Origin of the sequence: Candidatus Allofournierella excrementavium (genome assembly GCF_048526665.1) — a bacterium.
In the GTDB taxonomy this organism is placed as follows: domain Bacteria; phylum Bacillota; class Clostridia; order Oscillospirales; family Ruminococcaceae; genus Allofournierella_A; species Allofournierella_A excrementavium.
On sequence record NZ_DBGFPE010000012.1, the window covers coordinates 1 to 16,256 of the forward strand.

The following is a 16,256-nucleotide window of genomic DNA, read 5'->3' on the forward strand; positions in this document are numbered from 1 at the left end:
TCTTCAATCATGATCGACCTGCCGCCGCTTTGGGCTATAAAAGCCCCGTTCAGTACAGGTCTGAACGGGGCTTCCTCTAAATTGCTTTTCTGTGTCTACTTTTGCTTGACAAGTGCAGGGCAATTCATGCCTGGCCGGCCTTTTTGGTTGTTTTTTATAAGTGGATTGCCCGGGGGTACAGCTTTCGGCGAGCCAAACGAGTTGGGATTGCTGCATGTGTCAATAGGAGGGTCACGGCCGGTAGGGCGTAGTGGCGTTGCATACCAGCCGGGGCAGGGTGGCGTAGGTCTGTACCAGCAGTTCCGGGCGCTTGAGCACCCGCAGCATCATGGCCCCCGCGGTGCGCCCCAGGTCGTGCACGTCGATCTGCACGAAAGTGGGCAGCGGGTCCAGCACGGTGGAATAAGGGTAACGGTCGAAGGTGATGAGCGCCATCTCCTCCGGGATATTCAGCCCCTGCTTCGCGGCCACCTGGTACAGCCCGAAGGCCAGCAGATTGCTGCCGCAGATCACCGCGTCGGGGCGTTGCTGCATGCTGAGCAGCCCGAAGGCGGCGTGGTAGCTGCCTTCCAGGTCTGCGGTGGTGTGGAGGATCCAGTCCTCCCGCACCGGCACACCGGCCTCCTGCATGGCGATGCGAAATCCCCGCAACCGCAGATAAGCGATCTCATCGGTGGTGCCCTCCGCCAGGAAACCGATGTTCCGATAGCCCCGCTCCAGAAGATGCTCTGCCGCGATCTGCCCGCCCAAAATCTGGTTGGTGTCCACCCAGCACAGCCGGGAGCCATTCCCCGGGTGACCGATGAGGATGTGGGGAAATTTGCGGCGCACCAGCAGGGCGGAGATGTTTTTGTCGATGGCGGCCCCGTGGACGATCATGCCGTCTGCCAGCTTTTGCAGGATGATCTGCTCGGCGGTGCTGCCGGGCACCTCTTCGCGACAGGTGTCCATGATGGTCAGAGTATAGCCCTTTTCGCTCAGGGCGCTCTGCACCCCGCAGAGAATGTCGAACATGTGGGGGTTTGTATAGGCGATGTCGGCGGGCAGGCTGGTCAGGTAGATGATGTTCCGGGTGGCCCGCCGTGCCAAGCTGGCTGCCCGGCTGTTGGGGGCATACTCCAGCTCCCGCATCACCTGCTCTACCCGGCGGGTGGTCTCCTCCGAGATGCCGGGGTGATGGTTGAGGATTTTGGAGACGGTGGCCACCGAAACGCCTGCCCGGGCGGCCACGTCCTTGATGGTGATGGGCATCGGGTACTCCCCTTTCCTGTGTTTGGTAAATCTATAGTATAACGGTTACCTAAAAAATGCAAGAGAATTGCCTGTTAAAATTTGAAATTTCTGGACAATACTGCTAAGATTTAAGAAGAAATCAGGGCATAAATCCGGAGTTTATCCCGAACAGGAGGAAAAATCAGGTAAGCGTTTTCGCATTAAAAAGGAGGAAGCACCATGAAAAAGGCAATTTCCCTTTTGTTGAGCGCGGCTCTGGCGCTGGGGATGCTGGCCGGTTGTGGCCAGACGCCCTCCAGCGCGCCCCAAAGCGGCAGCGCGGCGGCGCCCGGCAGTGAGACGGCCACGGAGCCGGTCACCATCAAGATCTGGCACGACGGCGACGAGGCCATCATGCAGACCATTGCCGACACTGTGAACTCGCAGCTTTCCGGCGACAACATCACAGTGACGTTTGAGAAAAAGACAGGCCTTTCCGACCAGCTGAAGCTGTACGGAAGTGACGCGGCAAACGGCCCGGACATGTATTTCTACGCCCATGACTCCCTGGGCACCTTTGTGGCCATGGACATTCTGGCTCCCCTGTCGGAGGTAGCGGGCGCGGATGTGCTGGCGGACGCCCTGCCGATGACGGTGGAAGCCGGACAGATCGGCGGCGAGCAATACTTCTTGCCCGTGTATTTTGAGACGCTGGTCTTTTTGTACAACAAGGCATTGTGGCAGGGGGATATCCCCACCACCACCGAAGATCTGTATGCTTATATGCAGGCCAACACCGACACAGCGGCAGGTACCTATGCTGTGGTCAACCAGCACTCCACCGCCTACAACGTATCCCCCTTCATCAACGGGTTTGGCGGCTACATCCTGAACGAGGAAGGCCAGCCGGGGCTCAACGATCCCAAGACCATCGAAGGGGTGGAATACAACAAAAAGTTCGCGGCGCTGCAGGCGGACGGCGACTATAACACTGTGACCACCCTGTTCAATGAAGGCAAATCAGCCGCAATCATCGGCGGGCCGTGGCTGGTCTCCGGCATCCGGGACGCGGGCATCGATTTTGGCGTGGCCTCCCTGTCCGACATGACGTTGCCCAACGGCAACCCGCTGGCGCCCTACGCCGGTGTGCAGGGAGTCGGTGTGCTGAAGACCGGCGCCGAGGCGCACCCCGAGGCCATCGGCAAGGTACTGGCGGCGCTGGCCTCCCCCGAGGTGGGGGTGGCGCTGGCCAAGTCCTCCGGCTGCGCCCCGGCCAACAGCAAGGCCTATGAGGACCCGGAAGTGGCGGCGGACGAGCTGATCGTGGCTATCCAGAAGACGGCAGAGACCGCCCAGCCTATGCCCAACATCCCCGAGATGGGCGTGCTGTGGGGCCCGGCGGAGAGCTTCCTGGTGGCGGTGAACAAGAGCGGCGAAGATGTGGCCACTGCCGCCGAGACGGCCCAGCAGGCCGCGCTGCAGGCCATTGCCGACATGCAGTAAAATCAGAATCCGAAACCCGCGCGGGGACGGCAGGTTTGCCGTCCCCGCTTGTGGGGTAAAAAGGTGGTGGCGTTATGCGCAAAAAGCCGTGGCTGTACAGTGCTCCGGCACTTCTTCTCATCCTGATCGTGGTGGTGTTCCCCATCGGGTACACCGCCTATATCTCGCTGACCAACATGAACCTGTATCACTGGGCGGATTTCCGGGTGATCGGTTTGTCCAATTATGTGCGGGCTCTGTTCAAGTTCGATTCCGGTTTTCTGGGGGCGCTGTTTACCACATTGCTCTGGACGGTGGTGAATATGGCCCTGCAGCTGTTCTGCGGGTTTTGGATCGCCCTGGGGCTGAACGCCAAGGGTCTGCGCCTGCGCCGGCTGTATAAAACACTGCTGATGCTGCCCTGGGCCATGCCGGCCTATGTGTCCATCCTGCTGTGGCGGGTGGGCATATTCAACACCGAGTTTGGCCTGCTCAACCAGTGGCTCACGGCGCTGGGGCTGCCGAAGTACAGCATCCTGGACAACACGGTCACTGCCTTTCTGGCCTGCCTTGCGCTCAATCTCTGGATGGCGCTGCCCTTCATGATCGCCACCATTGACGGCGCATTGCAGAGTGTGGACGCCAGCCTGTACGAGAGCGCCACACTGGACGGTGCGGGCTTTTTCCAGAAAGTGCGCTTTATCACCGTGCCCGGCATCCGGGCCATTATCGCCCCCGCTGCGGTGATGACCACCTTCATCACCTTCAAGCAGTTTGACATTGTGTATCTTCTCACCCAGCAAAAGGGGTACATGACCGGAGCCAATTTGAACACCGTCATCACCTATGCCTACCAGAACGCCTTCGTTTCCAACAACTACGGCCTGTCCAGCGCGGTGAGTATGCTGTTGTTTGTGCTCATCATCCTGTTTTCACTGGCCACCAACCGAAGCCTGCGGGAGGAATGACCTATGGATAAAAACAGAAAAAAGCGGACGCTGGGCATCCTGAGGCTGACGGTGCTGAACGGGGCGTTCCTGCTGCTTTGCCTGGTAGCACTGGTGCCGGTGCTCTATGCGCTCACCCTTTCTTTCAGCGGCAGCGGCGCGGCACTCTCTTCGCGCTTTTCCTTCTGGCCCACCCAGCCCACTTTGGAAAACTATCGGGCGATTTTGTTTGACGAGCCGTTCCTTTTGTGGTTCCGCAACTCGGTGATTTTGAGCGTGGGCACCGTATTCTTTTCTATGCTCTGCGCGGTGCCGGCGGCCTACGCCTTTTCCCGCTGGCGGTTTGCCGGCCGGCGGTTTACACTGAAGCTGCTGCTGGTGCTCAATGCCTTCCCGCAGATCTTGTCGATGTTCGCCCTCTTCCGGGTGCTTAAGACCATCGGCCTGCTGAACACCCACGGAGGACTCATCCTGATCTACGCGGGCTCCATGTGCGTGTTCGCCTTGTGGAACATGAAGGGATATTTCGACACCATCCCGGTGGAGATCGAGGAGGCCTCCCGCATCGACGGCGCCAGTGACCGGCAGATGATCCTGCGCATTGTGCTCCCTTTGGCCAAACCGGCCATCGTGGTCACCTGTGTGATGGTGCTCATCACCGTGTGGAATGAGTATCTTTTCGCCACCACCTTTTTGCTGGACAGCACCAGCTACTCCCTGGCGGGCGGGCTGTATCAACTGCAATCCAACGACTACAGCCGCAGCTGGCCTCTCTTCTCGGCAGCGGCGGTTCTGGTGTCGCTGCCCATTCTGGCGGTGTTCTTTAAGATACAGAAATACATGGTCTCCGGCCTCACCGCCGGCGGCGTGAAGGGATAGGTGACGGCTTTGTGATAGATAAGGCAGCGATTCTTCATATCCCCTGTTCAGAGTATGCCTATCCCCTGGACGAGGAGACCTTCTGCGTGCGGCTGCGGGCTGGGCGCAGGGATCTGGTCAGCTGCGAACTGTATGTGGCAGACCGGGCCTGTGAGAGCACCCCCATCCGCTTTGAGGGCCTGCCCATGGAGCGCATTGCCCGGGATGAGCGATTCGACTTTTTCCAAGCGGTCTTTCCCATCCGTCATACCCGCCTTTGTTACTATTTCCGCCTGCAGGGTCAGGAGGAATGGACCTATTATTACGGCGACATCTTCACCCGGGAACTGGCCGACCTGCAGATGGAGGGAAACTGGGTAGACGGGCGCAGCGAATACTTTCAGTACCCGGCCATCCTGCGCACCGAGATCGCCCGGCCACCCAAGTGGATGAACACCGCCTGTTTTTACAACGTCTTCCCGGACAGCTTCGCAGACGGCTCCGAGGCGTTGGCCGGCCCGGCGAAGAGTGGAGGGCGGCTGGGCGGCACACTGCGGGGCGTGACGGAAAATCTGGAGCACATTGCCCGGCTGGGGTGTAACGGCCTGTATCTGAATCCGATCTTCACCGCAAAGAGCTACCACAAATACGACACCATCGACTATTACCATGTGGACCCCTGCTTCGGCACCGACGATGACCTGCGTGCTCTCGTTCAAAAGGCCCACAAAATGGGGATGCGGGTGGTGCTGGACGGGGTGTTCAACCATAGCGGCACCGGCTTTTTTGCCTTTCAGGACGTGTTGAAGCGTGGAGCGTCGTCGCCCTATTTTCACTGGTATGATTTCGTTCCTCCAACGGGTCCCGGGCTGGACGAGCAGGGCCACCCCAATTACGCCTGCTTTGCCTATGTGCCGGAAATGCCCAAGCTGAACACCGCCAATCCTCAGGTGCAGGCCTATTTTGCAGAGGTGGGCCGCTACTGGGTGGAAGAATTCAGGGTAGACGGCTGGCGGCTGGATGTGGCCAATGAGATATCCAAGGAGTTCTGGCGGGTCTTTCGCCGGGCGGTGAAGGCCGCTGACCCCGATTGTGTGCTTATCGGGGAGGTGTGGGAGAACGCCCGGGACTGGCTGCGGTACGATCTGCTGGACTCGGTGATGAACTACGATTTCCGCCGCCATTGCCGGGACTTCTTTGCCCTGGGCCGCATCGACGCGGCTGGCTTTGCCGCCCGGGTGACCAATATGGTGCTGCGCTACCCGGAACCCTATTTGCGCGCCCAGCTGAACCTGCTGGACAGTCATGATGTCTGCCGCTTTCTGTCCCTTTGTGGAGGCGATGAGCGACGGATGCGGCTGGCGGTGGTGTTTCAGATGCTCTTCCCCGGCGCGCCCTGTGTCTTTTACGGCGATGAGGCCGGTCTGACCGGCGTCACCGAGCCGGAATACCGCCGCCCCATGGACTGGGAAAACGCGGAGGGCAGCTGGTTTGATTTTTACCGGCAGGTAGCAGGTCTGAGGGCAAAATACCTGAACGGTACCGAACGGTTCACCGTTCTCGCGGCGGCGCCTCAAAGCCGCCTGTTCGGTTATGCGCTGGAGCGGGAGGGGCTTTGCCTTACCGTCTGGCTGAATGCCGGCGACACGCCCTGCCCGCTGCCAGAGGCGAAGGAGGCAGAACGGCTGTGGGAACAGAATGCTTCTCATGAGGCCCTGGGGCCCTGGGGCTTTCGGGTGTGCCGGCAGGCCCGGCGGCCCGCCGTTCTGAGCAACTGACACAAAACCGCATGATAGCATCTTGGATGCCGCCATGCGGTTTTTCCTGTCCTTATTCAGGGCAAATGCTTTGAGAATGTGCGCTTTGCCCCTGCACGGCAATCTGTGTCGTTGCCGCTTCTGTATCAGCGGATGGCATTGAAGATATGGCACTGAGTTAGCTGCAATGCATTTATATTGGTTATAAAGGCTTCTTCGGAATGGGAGTCGATGTCGATGAGACATTGATCTTTACAAGTCATAACTCCAGCAAATGTTCCTTTGGCCGATGCGGATACAAGCAGTTTGGGGGTTAGGGGATAATAAATAATCGTATCCGTATCGAGAAGACCACTTGCAAATGGTGTAGCACAAAATAAAGCAGCACCGACCGCGGGAGGGCCGGTGCTGCTTTCGTGTTTTTACAGTGATTGCCCGGTTTGATGCAGATAGACCGCGCACTCCCAGGGGCGCAGGGCCTCCTCCGCCGGGCCGCCGGCGTAGTTGGCCAGTGCCGGCGGGTGTTCCGTGCGCCCGCGCAGCAGCGGGCAGGGGGCGGTTTCGCCGCTGAAATTGCAGAGCACCAGGGCCTGTTCCCCGTTCAGGGTGCGGGTGTAGGCGTAGACCTGCTGGCTGTTTGGCAGCTGCAGGGCGTAATGGCCGTAGAGCAGGGCCATGCTGCTCTTGCGCAGGGCCAGCAGCTTGCGGTAATAGTGGTAAACGGAGTCCGGATCGGCCTGCTGGGCCTCGGCGTTCAGAAAGGGGTAGTCCGGGTGCAGCGGGATCCAGGGGGCGCCTGTGGTGAACCCGCCCTGGGGCGCGGCGCTCCAGGGCATGGGGGCGCGGGCGTGCTCCCGGCTGATGTAGTTCACCGTTTCCATCACGTCCGCAAGGCGGGCGCCGTGGGCCAGCCGGTCGGCGCAGTTGCCCCGGGTCTGCACATCGTCGATCTCTTCCAGGCAGGTGAAGCGACGGTTCACCAGACCCAGCTCTTCCCCCTGGTAGATGTAGGGTGTGCCCTGCATCAAAAACAGGCAGGTGGCCAGCATCTTGGCGGAACGGACGCGGTTTTCCTCGCTGCCGGCGTCCCCGAACCGGGAGACGCTGCGGGGCTGGTCGTGGTTTTCCCAAAAAAGGGCGTTCCAGGCCTTGCCTTCCAGCTCCGTCTGCCAGCGGGTCATGACATCTTTGATGTCCGCCAGCTTCCAGCAGCGGCGGGCGCTCCACTTGTCCCGCTCGCCCCCGTCCACGTCCATCAGGTCGAACTGGAAGGCCATCTTCAGCTCTTCGGTCTCAAACCCGGCGTATCGGCAGGCCAGTTCCGGGGTGTTCCCGGCGTTTTCGCCCACGGTCAGGCAGTCGTAGCGGCTCAGCACCCGCCGGTTCATCTCCCGCAGGTATTCATGCACCCGGGGCCCGTTGGCACACTGGGGCGACGGGTCCCCGTAAAGGCCGTCCGGCCGCAGAGGCCCGTCGGCAAAGCCACCCTTGGAGATAAGGCTGATCACGTCCATCCGGAACCCGTCGATGCCCTTTTGAAACCAGAAGTCCATCATCTCGAAGACCGCGTCCCGCACCGCCGGGTTTTCCCAGTTCAGGTCCGGCTGCTGGGGCGCGAAGAGATGCAGGTAATACTGGCCGGTAGCCTCGTCCTGCGTCCAGGCGGAACCGCCGAAATTGGCCCCCCAGTTGTTTGGCGGACCGCCATTCACGCCGTCCCGCCAGATGTACCAGTCCCGCCGGGGACTCTGGCGGCTTTGACGGCTCTCGATGAACCAGGGGTGCCGGTCGGAAGTGTGGTTCACCACCAGGTCCATCACCAGACGCATCCCCCGGCGGTGTACTTCTTCCAGCAGACGGTCAAAATCCTCCATGGTGCCGAAAACCGGGTCGATGGCCCGGTAGTCGCTGATGTCATAGCCGTTGTCCACCCCGGGGGAGCGGTAGACCGGGTTGAGCCAGAGAACGTCCACCCCCAGCTGCTGAAGATAGTCCAGCTTTTGCAGGATCCCCGGCAGGTCCCCTACCCCGTCGCCGTTTGAATCGCAGAAGCTGCGGGGATAGATCTGATAGACGGCCGCCTCCTTCCACCAGGCGCGGGCAGGCTGTTCCAGTTTCAAACCGCCGCCCCCCTTTCAGCCCCGCAGGACCGCGGGCAGGGTGGTCACGTCCTCCAGCCGGTAAGCGGGGGCAAAGGGCCAGTCGGCCCCGCCCACGCCGGCGCAGTCCATGCCGGCGGCCCGGGCGGCTTGCAGCCCGGCGGGGGCGTCCTCCACCACCAGGCAGACCGCCGGGGGCAGGCCCAGCATCTCCGCGGCTTTTAAAAACACCTCCGGGTGCGGCTTGGACCGGGCGATCTGGGTGCCGTCGCAGACGGCGTCGAAGTATTGCCCGGCCTCCAGCCGCTCCAGGATGAACCGGGCGTTTTTGCTGGAGGACCCCACCGCCAGCTTCAGCCCGGCGGCTCGCAGGCTCTCGAGAGCTTCGCGCACCCCGTTGGGCATATCGGCGGGGGTCATCTGCCGGAGCAGCCGGCGGTAGCGCTCGTTTTTCTCCTCGGCCATCCGCTCCTTTTCCTCGGGGGTGAAGGTGAGGGGGCTGGCCTCCAGGATGATCTCCAGGCTCTCCATGCGGCTGACCCCCCGCAGGCGTTGGTTGACGGCCTCGTCGAAGGGGGCCTTTGCCTCGCGGGCGGTCTGCTGCCAGGCCTGGAAGTGAAAGCGGTCGGTGGAACAGAGCACACCGTCCAGGTCAAAAATAATGCCTTGGTATTTCATGCGTCCTCCTCTGCGGGGGCCGGGGTGACCGGCACGCCGTCCGCCAGAATGGTAATGGCGCTGCCGCCCAGCCGCCTCACCTGAATGCCCTCTTCGTGGCTCAGCCGCACCGCCAGACGGGCGCCGCGCCACTCCAGACTGAATTCCAGGCTCTTCCAGCTTGCCGGCAGGTGATTTTCCAGCACCAGCTGCTCGCCCGCCCAGCGCAGGCCAGCAAACCCGCACACCGCGCACTGCCAGACATTGCCCATGGAGGCGCTGTGGATGCCCTCGTCGGAGGAGGAGGGGTTCGGCCCCAGATCGATGGCGGCGGCGTGCCGGTAAAGGTCCAGCGCCATCTCGTCCAACCCCATCCAGGCGGCCAGAACGCAGTGCTGGCCATGGCTCAGGGAGGAGTCGTGCAGGGTGCGGGATTCGTAGAACAAAAAGTTTTTGCGGCGGGTCTCGGGGTCGAACAGGTCGGGCATCACCCGCAGCAGCATCACAAGGTCGGCCTGCTTGGAGACCATCAGCTTGTTCATCTGGGCGGGGCTGTAGTCCTCGTAGATGGAGGACACCCCGGCCTGGGCCTTGTAGCGGGAAAGGTCCACCTGTTCCAGCTGCAGATACTGGTCGTTCTGGGGCACGAGCCCGTCTTCGGGGCGGGGGGCGGGCAGATACATCTTCTGCCGCTTCCCGTCAAAATCGGCGGCCAAAGCTGTCAGATCATGCCGGGCGCTGAGAGCGGCCCAGGCGGCGGGCCAGTCCCGGCGCATCCGGCCGATCACCAGGCTGGCCACCCGCAGGTTTTCGGCGGCCAGATAGTTGGTGAAGGCGTTGTTGTCCACATGCTCCTTGTATTCGTCCGGCCCGATCACGTTGCAGATCTCAAAGCGGCCGGCATCCCGCTTCCACTCCAGCCGGCTGGCCCAGAAGCAGGCCGTATTGACCAGCAGGTCACAGCCGAATTTTTCCATGAAATCGTCGTCGCCGGTGGCAAGGTAATACAGCCAGACGGCCCAGGCCACGTCGGCGGTGATGTGGTGCTCCAGCATGCCGGTGAGGATGGGGATGCTCTGGCCGGTGACCACGTCCGCTGCGCCGAACAGAGGGGTGACCTCTCCGTCGGTGAGCCATGCGCTCTCCCAGGGGAACATGGCGCCCTGCCAGTCGTTCTCCCGGGCTTTTTTGAAGGCTCCGGGCAGGCTGCGCCAGCGGTATTCCAGCAGGGTGCGGGCCGCGGGCGGGTCGGTGAGCAGGTAGTGGGGCAGAAGGAACATCTCGGTGTCCCAGAAGGAGTGCCCTTTGTAGCCTTCGCCGGTCATGCCCTTGGCGCCGATGCCCACCCGGGGATCGTCCCGCTTGACCATGATGTTCAGGTGGTACAGCGCGAAGCGCAGGCCCAGCTGGTCCATCGGGTCGGGACTGTCCACCCGGACGTCGTTTTTGCTCCAATAGTCCGTCCAGCGGGCGGCGGACTCCTCCAGCAGCTCCTCGTAACAGCGGGCCCGGGCCTGCCGCAGGACGCTCAGCCCTTCGGCAAGGACCAGCTGCTCGTCCTCCACCCCGTTCATCCGGCCAAAGGCGGCAAAGGTAAGGTCCCGGCCGGTGCAGTAACAGGCCAGCTTGTCCATGCGCAGGGTGGCGCCGGCCTCCAGACGGAAGGCAAAGCGCTGCACGAAGCGCCGGCGCTCCATCACCGGCAGGCTGTGGGCCGGCGACGCGGAAAAACGGTGGGTGCAGTGTACGGTCACCGGGATATTCGACTGGCAGGTGCGGCAGGCCAGCTGCAGAATGGAGCCGTCCACCAGGCGTTTTTCACCCTCGGTGCAGTGCTGGGAACCGGTGTTGGTCACCCGGCTGTCGATGCCGCTTTCCAGCACAAGGTCCGCCGGGCCGTCCAGGGCGGTGATCTCGGCGCAGAAAGCGGCCAGATGCTCCCGGGCCAGCGAGACGAACCGCCGCAGGCGCAGCGCCAGACGCGCCCCCGCCGGGCTGGTCCACACAAGGGTGCGCTCGGTCTCGCCGGTGCGCAGGTCCAGCTTGCGGCAGTAGTTTTCCGTCGTTCCGGTCTCCATGGAGAACCGCTCTCCGTTCACCGTCAGCCGCAGCTCGGTCACGTCGGGCAGGTTGGGCAGTTCGGTCACCTCATCCGGCAGGGCCTTGTTGAAGGTGCCGGTGATGAAGGCGCCCCGGCGCTGGCCCACATAGTTTTCCTCCAGCGCGTTTCGCAGGTTCATATAGCCGTTGCCCTGGGCAAAGATGGACTCGCATTTGGCAATGTGGCCGGCGTTGAAGGCGTCCTCCGCCACCACCCAGCCCAGGGGCTGCGCGTCGTATTTCATTGGTTGTACCTCCTCTCGGTCAGAGGGCTCATGCGGTCGTTTCGGCACGGGGCGTTCACCCCTTGATGCCGGTGGCCGCCACGCTGGCCTGCACCTGCTCCTGGGCGAACACATACAGCAGGATGCCCGGCAGGATGACGATGGTGAGGGCGGCAAAGAGATTGGTGTAGTTATAGGAGAATTCGCTGGTGAAGAAGGAAAGGGCGATGGGCAGCGTGCGCTGGGAATCGGAATGGGTCAGCAGCGAGGCGAAGTAATATTCGTTCCAGTTGCCCAGGAACATCAGGATGCCGGCGGTGGCCAGCGCGCTTTTTGCCAGAGGCAGGTTGATGGACCAGAAGGTGCGCATGAAGCCGGCGCCGTCGATGATGGCGGCCTCGTCCAGGCTTTTGGGGATGGCCATGAAGCCGGCCTTCAGCACAAAGATGGACATGGCCATGCCGGCGGAGAGATACACCAGCGTCACGCCCCATATGCTGTCGAACAGGCCCAGGTCGCTGACCAGAGAGAAGATGGGCTGGGATTTGCTGTGCCCCGGCACCAGCAGGGTGATGGTGAACAGGATGAACAGCAGCTTGCGGCCCGGGAACTCGAATTTGGCGATGACATAGGCGCCCATGGCGTAGAACAGCAGCGACACCAGGGTGGACACCCCCGCCGCCAGCAGCGAGTTGAGGAAGTAGACCGGGAAGTTGTAGGTCTCAAAGAGGTGGACAAAAACGTCCAGCGAGAAGGAAGTGGGCAGCGCCAGGGGCGAGGTGAGGATCTCTCCGTTGGTCTTGAAGGCGGACATCACCACCCACAGAATGGGAAAGACCGACAGCAGGATGACCACCAGTTCCACAAGATACATAAACGCCTGGCAGGCGGCTTTTTTCACAGTGCTCATGTGCGTCACCTCAATAGTCGGTCTCGTCCATGCGGAAGAGACGGTTCACCAGCCACAGGATCACCAGGCCGAACAGGAACATCAGCACACCCACCGCGTTGGCGTAGCCGTAGCGGTAGTCGGTGATGGCGTTGACCAGCAGGATCGGCAGGCTCACCGTCTCGTAATCGGGGCCGCCGGCGGTGGTGAGGGCGATCTGTTCGTACATGGCGATGCGGGAGGTCAGCGAGCAGATGATGCTGGTGCCGATGGCCGTGCGGCACAGGGGCAGATGGACGTAGCGGATGAGCTGCCAGCCGGTGGCCCCGTCGATGCGGGCGGCCTCGGTGAGCTCCTGGGGAATGTTGAGCAGGTCGCCCAGCACGATCAGCGTCACGATGACGGCGTAGAACAGCCAGGTGAAGGTGACCGACCAGAAGGCCCAGGGCGAAACATAGAACCAGTCCACGCTGAAGTCCGGGTTCACCAGCCGGATGAGACTGTTCAGGACGCCGATGTCGTCGTTGAAGATGAAGCGGTAGATCATGGCCCAGGCGGCGGCGCTGATCACATTGGGGATCATGAACACCGCGCGGGTCACCTTCCAGCCGCGGGGGCGGTGGAACAGCACGAAGGCCACCAGCGTGCCGAAGCCCACATGCAGCGTCATGGCGATGACGCACCACCAGAACAGGTTTTTCAGGCTGGTGAGGAAGGAGTGGCTGTTGAAGAGGTTGATGTAGTTGCGTATGCCGTTGAAGCGGGGGGCGTTGAAGCCGTCCCACTGGGTGAAGGAGGTGACGAACACCTCAACGATGGGCACCACATAAAACATGGCAAAGATAATGACAGTGGGCAGCAAAAACAGGTAGATCCACTTGTAGTTGGCCCGCTGCAGCCGGCTGGCTCGTGCGCGCGCCGGCTTTTTCCGTCCGGGTCTCAAAGTGCGGGTCCCTCCTATTACAATAAATTTGGACAGGAAAGCCGGGCAGCCAGTCCGGCTTTTCCTCCATCTCGTGCCTAAGCTACAATGAGAGGAGCAACTGGCTGACCACTCACTCCTTGGGCTTCTATGTCCGTGTGAAAGACTGTTAGCCATCCTCTTGTTGCAGCGTTCGATTTGAGCAGGTTGAGCCACCGGATGTCGGAGAGTTCGTGTCACCCAATAGATTGAATCGGCAGCGAGAAAAGATGGATTCCGGTTGCAGATTCGTTGTATTGGAGGAATGTGGATGAACTGCGTTGGCATCGATATTTCCAAAGGAAAAAGCATGATCGCCGTCATGCGGCCCTTCGGAGAGGTGGTAGTCTCACCCTTTGAGGTACTTCACACCGACAGCGAACTGAGTAAGCTGGCAAGGCTGCTCAAAAGTCTGGACGGTGAGACCCGTGTGGTGATGGAGTCCACAGGCAATTACCACGCGCCGGTGGCCTGGCTGCTCCACGGCGCGGGGCTTTATGTCTCCGTAGTCAATGCAATGCTGGTGCATGACTATGGGAACAACAGTTTAAGACGGGCCAAGACTGACAAGAAGGATGCCGTGAAGCTGGCCAACTACGGCCTTGACCACTGGCTCACGCTGCCGAGATATGTCCCGGAGGAAGATACCCGGCTCATGCTGAAGTCTTGCTACCGGCAGTACCAGCAGTATTCCAAAGTGCGGACCATGCTGAAGAACAACCTGGTTTCCCTCCTGGACACCGCTTTCCCGGACGCAAACCGCCTGTTTACCAGCCCGCCCCGCGCCGATGGCAGCGAGAAATGGGTGGACTTTGTAGCTGCTTTTTGGCATTGCGAGTGCGTCTGCGGCCTGTCTGAGAAAGCCTTTACCGCCAAGTACCAGAAATGGTGCAAAAAGCACGGCTACAATTTCAGCGAAGATAAGGCGCTGGACATTTACGCTTCCGCCTGTGGACACTTCGGGGTCATGCCCAAAACGGATACCACAAAACTTTTGGTAGAACAGGCCATTTCCCAACTCCGGGCAACTTCCGCCGCGTTAGCTGCTCTTAAGCAGGAGATGCAGTCTCTGGCGGCTTCTCTGCCGGAGTATCCCGTGGTGATGGAGATGTTTGGTGTTGGCCCCGCGCTCGGCCCCCAACTCATGGCTGAAATTGGCGATGTGCGCCGTTTTCATTCCAAAAAAGCGCTGGTGGCCTTTGCAGGCATTGACGCCCCACCTTACCAATCTGGCCAAATGGATGTTCGTAGCCGCAGCATTTCCAAGCGGGGATCTGCCTCGCTGCGCAGAACGCTTTTTCTGGTGATGGGCGTTCTCCTGCAATGCGCTCCAATGGATGAGCCGGTCTACCAGTTCATGAACAAGAAACGCTCTGAGGGCAAGCCCTACCGTGTCTACATGATGGCCTCCGCCAACAAGTTCCTGCGCATCTACTATGCTTCTGTGAAAGCCTACTTGGATTCTCTGGAACACGACTGATTTCCCAGCGTTATACCATCTGGTTAGCCGCCGTTTCGATTTTGAGATGCTCAGCGGCTTGATTTTGTGTTGCCTTTTTTGCTTCTCTAAAAATCTGAAATTTCTACTTGACTTTTATTAGCAGGTCTTTACCCAGTGGGCGGGGTCCACGTCCATGAAGCGGGCGCGGACGAACCGGGCCTTCTGGTCGTAGGGCACCGTGCAGTCGAAGATGGTCTTGCAGGCGATGCCGTGGTCCCGGATGGACTTCGAGCAGCTGGGGTCGTTGGAGGGGTCCAGGGGATGGCAGCGCACGCCGGGGATGGTGATGATGTCCGCGTCGCCCTGGAAGCGGGTGTTCATGGCCCAGAGCACGTCGTTCATGTCAAAGCAATCCACGTCCTCGTCCACCAGGAAGATGTGTTTGAGCTCGCTGAAGGCGGAGAAGGCAAGCAGCGCGGCCTGCCGCTGGCGGCCCTCGTCGCTGGGGGTCAGCTTCTTAAACTGGAGCACCGCCATATACTTGCCGCCGCCGGCGGAGGCGCAGTAAACGTTCTGCAGCCGGCCGGGCATGGCCTTGTCCACCATGCCCCAGATGGAGGCCTCGGTGGGGATGCCCGCCATGGAGACATGCTCCTCGCTGGGGCCGATGCAGGTCTGCATGATGGGGTCCTTGCGGGTGGTCACTGCGGTGACCTTGATGAGCCAGCAGTCGCTGGAGGCGGGGCCGGTATAGCCGGGGAACTCGGGCATGGCAAAACCGGAATGGCTGTTCTGGTCCTCCTGCACCCGCACGCCGGGCACCACCTCGCCCTCGATGACGTATTCGGCGTTGGCAATGGCCTTTTCGTTGACGGTGAGGCAGTTGCACAGCTTCACCGGCTCGCCCCGCAGCGCGCCGGCCACCGCCAGCTCGTCGTAGCCCATGGGGGTGGTGGGGGCCTCGAAGCAGGAGCCGATCTCGATGGCGGGGTCCACGCCGATGCTGATGGAGATGGGCAGACGCTGGCCCAGCTGCTCCGCCCGCTCGGCCATGGCGCCGATGTGGCGCGCGCCGGGGGTGAAGAAGATGGAAAGCTCGTCCTTACCCTGGATGCACAGCCGGTGGATGGTCACATCGCTGAGACCGGTGTCTGGGTGGGTGGCGTAGCACATGCCCAGGGTGATGTAGGGGCCCGCGTCGTCGGGGGTGTTGGTGGGGGCGGGCACCAGCTTGAACAGGTCAAAGTCCGGGTCGGCGGCCTTGTGCACCACTTCCTGGCAGGGGGCGGGGCCCTCTTCCATCACCGGGGGCACGGGGTTCGCCACACTTTGGTACATTATTTTGCCCAGTTCGCGGGCGTCGCAGTCCAGCAGGGCGGCCACCCGCTTGCGGCTGGCCAGCAGGCCGATGGCCACCTTCGCGCCGGGGTGGCCCTTCACATTGTTAAAAATCATGGCGGGGCCCTCTTTGGTGGGGCGCATCACCGTTCCGCCCGCGCCCACGTGGCGGTACACGCCGGCCAGTTCGGCCATGGGGTCCACTTCCACGTCGGTCTCGATGAGCTGGCCGGGCATGGTTTCAAGCAGCGCCAGGGCGCTGCGCAGGTCGGTCCCCTTGTTGTTCATATC

Annotated in this window: 12 protein-coding genes; 5 read left to right on the plus strand and 7 right to left on the minus strand. The window is 61.4% G+C overall.

The features are described 5' to 3' along the window. Positions 1–231: 231 nt before the first annotated feature. Positions 232–1,251 (minus strand): LacI family DNA-binding transcriptional regulator, encoded by a 1,020-nt coding sequence (locus ACMI1Q_RS03420; RefSeq protein WP_419502813.1) that lies wholly within the window; start codon positions 1,249–1,251, stop codon positions 232–234. Positions 1,252–1,452: 201 nt separating this feature from the next. Here ACMI1Q_RS03420 and ACMI1Q_RS03425 point away from each other — a divergent pair, with 201 nt between their 5' ends. From ACMI1Q_RS03425 to ACMI1Q_RS03440, 4 genes are all read left to right on the plus strand, one after another. Continuing rightward, the gene (locus ACMI1Q_RS03425; RefSeq protein WP_419502814.1) at positions 1,453–2,715 is read left to right on the plus strand and encodes an extracellular solute-binding protein; all 1,263 of its coding nucleotides are present in this window, start codon (positions 1,453–1,455) and stop codon (positions 2,713–2,715) included. Between the two features lie 74 nt (positions 2,716–2,789). Beyond that, positions 2,790–3,662, plus strand: a complete 873-nt coding sequence (locus ACMI1Q_RS03430) for a carbohydrate ABC transporter permease (RefSeq protein ID WP_394961755.1) — start codon at positions 2,790–2,792, stop codon at positions 3,660–3,662. 3 nt (positions 3,663–3,665) lie between these two features. Further along, positions 3,666–4,520 carry a sugar ABC transporter permease gene (locus ACMI1Q_RS03435; RefSeq protein WP_204658013.1) on the plus strand — a complete coding sequence of 285 codons (855 nt, stop codon included), beginning with the start codon at positions 3,666–3,668 and terminating at the stop codon, positions 4,518–4,520. Positions 4,521–4,531: 11 nt separating this feature from the next. Further along, positions 4,532–6,277, plus strand: a complete 1,746-nt coding sequence (locus ACMI1Q_RS03440; RefSeq protein WP_419502815.1) for a glycoside hydrolase family 13 protein — start codon at positions 4,532–4,534, stop codon at positions 6,275–6,277. Positions 6,278–6,678: 401 nt separating this feature from the next. Here the strand turns inward: ACMI1Q_RS03440 and ACMI1Q_RS03445 are convergent, their stop codons facing one another. The 5 genes from ACMI1Q_RS03445 to ACMI1Q_RS03465 are packed head-to-tail and all read right to left on the minus strand — an operon-like array spanning position 6,679 to position 13,168. Next, positions 6,679–8,376: a glycoside hydrolase family 13 protein gene (locus tag ACMI1Q_RS03445; RefSeq protein ID WP_419502816.1), complete on the minus strand. Its 1,698-nt coding sequence runs from the start codon at positions 8,374–8,376 to the stop codon at positions 6,679–6,681. 15 nt (positions 8,377–8,391) lie between these two features. Next, on the minus strand, positions 8,392–9,033 hold the full coding sequence (pgmB, locus tag ACMI1Q_RS03450; protein WP_419502817.1) for a beta-phosphoglucomutase: 642 nt from the start codon (positions 9,031–9,033) through the stop codon (positions 8,392–8,394). Further along, positions 9,030–11,357: a glycoside hydrolase family 65 protein gene (locus ACMI1Q_RS03455; RefSeq protein WP_419502818.1), complete on the minus strand. Its 2,328-nt coding sequence runs from the start codon at positions 11,355–11,357 to the stop codon at positions 9,030–9,032. Before ACMI1Q_RS03455 ends, pgmB begins: the two co-directional genes overlap by 4 nt. Positions 11,358–11,412: 55 nt before the next feature. Then, complete coding sequence (locus ACMI1Q_RS03460; protein ID WP_418718688.1) at positions 11,413–12,246, minus strand: carbohydrate ABC transporter permease; 834 nt, start codon at positions 12,244–12,246, stop codon at positions 11,413–11,415. 10 nt (positions 12,247–12,256) lie between these two features. Next, a complete protein-coding gene (locus ACMI1Q_RS03465; RefSeq protein ID WP_419502819.1) occupies positions 12,257–13,168 on the minus strand; it encodes a carbohydrate ABC transporter permease in 912 nt (303 codons plus the stop codon). Between the two features lie 289 nt (positions 13,169–13,457). Here ACMI1Q_RS03465 and ACMI1Q_RS03470 point away from each other — a divergent pair, with 289 nt between their 5' ends. Further along, positions 13,458–14,666 (plus strand): IS110 family transposase, encoded by a 1,209-nt coding sequence (locus ACMI1Q_RS03470; protein ID WP_419502820.1) that lies wholly within the window; start codon positions 13,458–13,460, stop codon positions 14,664–14,666. 117 nt (positions 14,667–14,783) lie between these two features. On the opposite strand, the gene ACMI1Q_RS03475 is transcribed toward ACMI1Q_RS03470, so the two are convergent. Then, the gene (locus tag ACMI1Q_RS03475) at positions 14,784–16,253 is read right to left on the minus strand and encodes a UbiD family decarboxylase (protein WP_419502821.1); all 1,470 of its coding nucleotides are present in this window, start codon (positions 16,251–16,253) and stop codon (positions 14,784–14,786) included. Between the last annotated feature and the right edge of the window lie 3 nt (positions 16,254–16,256).

Excerpts from the sequence above, each read along its gene's own strand:
- ACMI1Q_RS03420 (WP_419502813.1), bottom strand. The coding sequence starts at position 1,251 with ATGCCCATCACCATCAAGGACGTGGCCGCCCGGGCAGGCGTTTCGGTG.
- ACMI1Q_RS03425 (WP_419502814.1), top strand. The coding sequence starts at position 1,453 with ATGAAAAAGGCAATTTCCCTTTTGTTGAGCGCGGCTCTGGCGCTGGGG.
- ACMI1Q_RS03430 (WP_394961755.1), top strand. The coding sequence starts at position 2,790 with ATGCGCAAAAAGCCGTGGCTGTACAGTGCTCCGGCACTTCTTCTCATC.
- ACMI1Q_RS03435 (WP_204658013.1), top strand. The coding sequence starts at position 3,666 with ATGGATAAAAACAGAAAAAAGCGGACGCTGGGCATCCTGAGGCTGACG.
- pgmB (WP_419502817.1), bottom strand. The coding sequence starts at position 9,033 with ATGAAATACCAAGGCATTATTTTTGACCTGGACGGTGTGCTCTGTTCC.
- ACMI1Q_RS03455 (WP_419502818.1), bottom strand. The coding sequence starts at position 11,357 with ATGAAATACGACGCGCAGCCCCTGGGCTGGGTGGTGGCGGAGGACGCC.
- ACMI1Q_RS03460 (WP_418718688.1), bottom strand. The coding sequence starts at position 12,246 with ATGAGCACTGTGAAAAAAGCCGCCTGCCAGGCGTTTATGTATCTTGTG.
- ACMI1Q_RS03470 (WP_419502820.1), top strand. The coding sequence starts at position 13,458 with ATGAACTGCGTTGGCATCGATATTTCCAAAGGAAAAAGCATGATCGCC.
- ACMI1Q_RS03475 (WP_419502821.1), bottom strand. The coding sequence starts at position 16,253 with ATGAACAACAAGGGGACCGACCTGCGCAGCGCCCTGGCGCTGCTTGAA.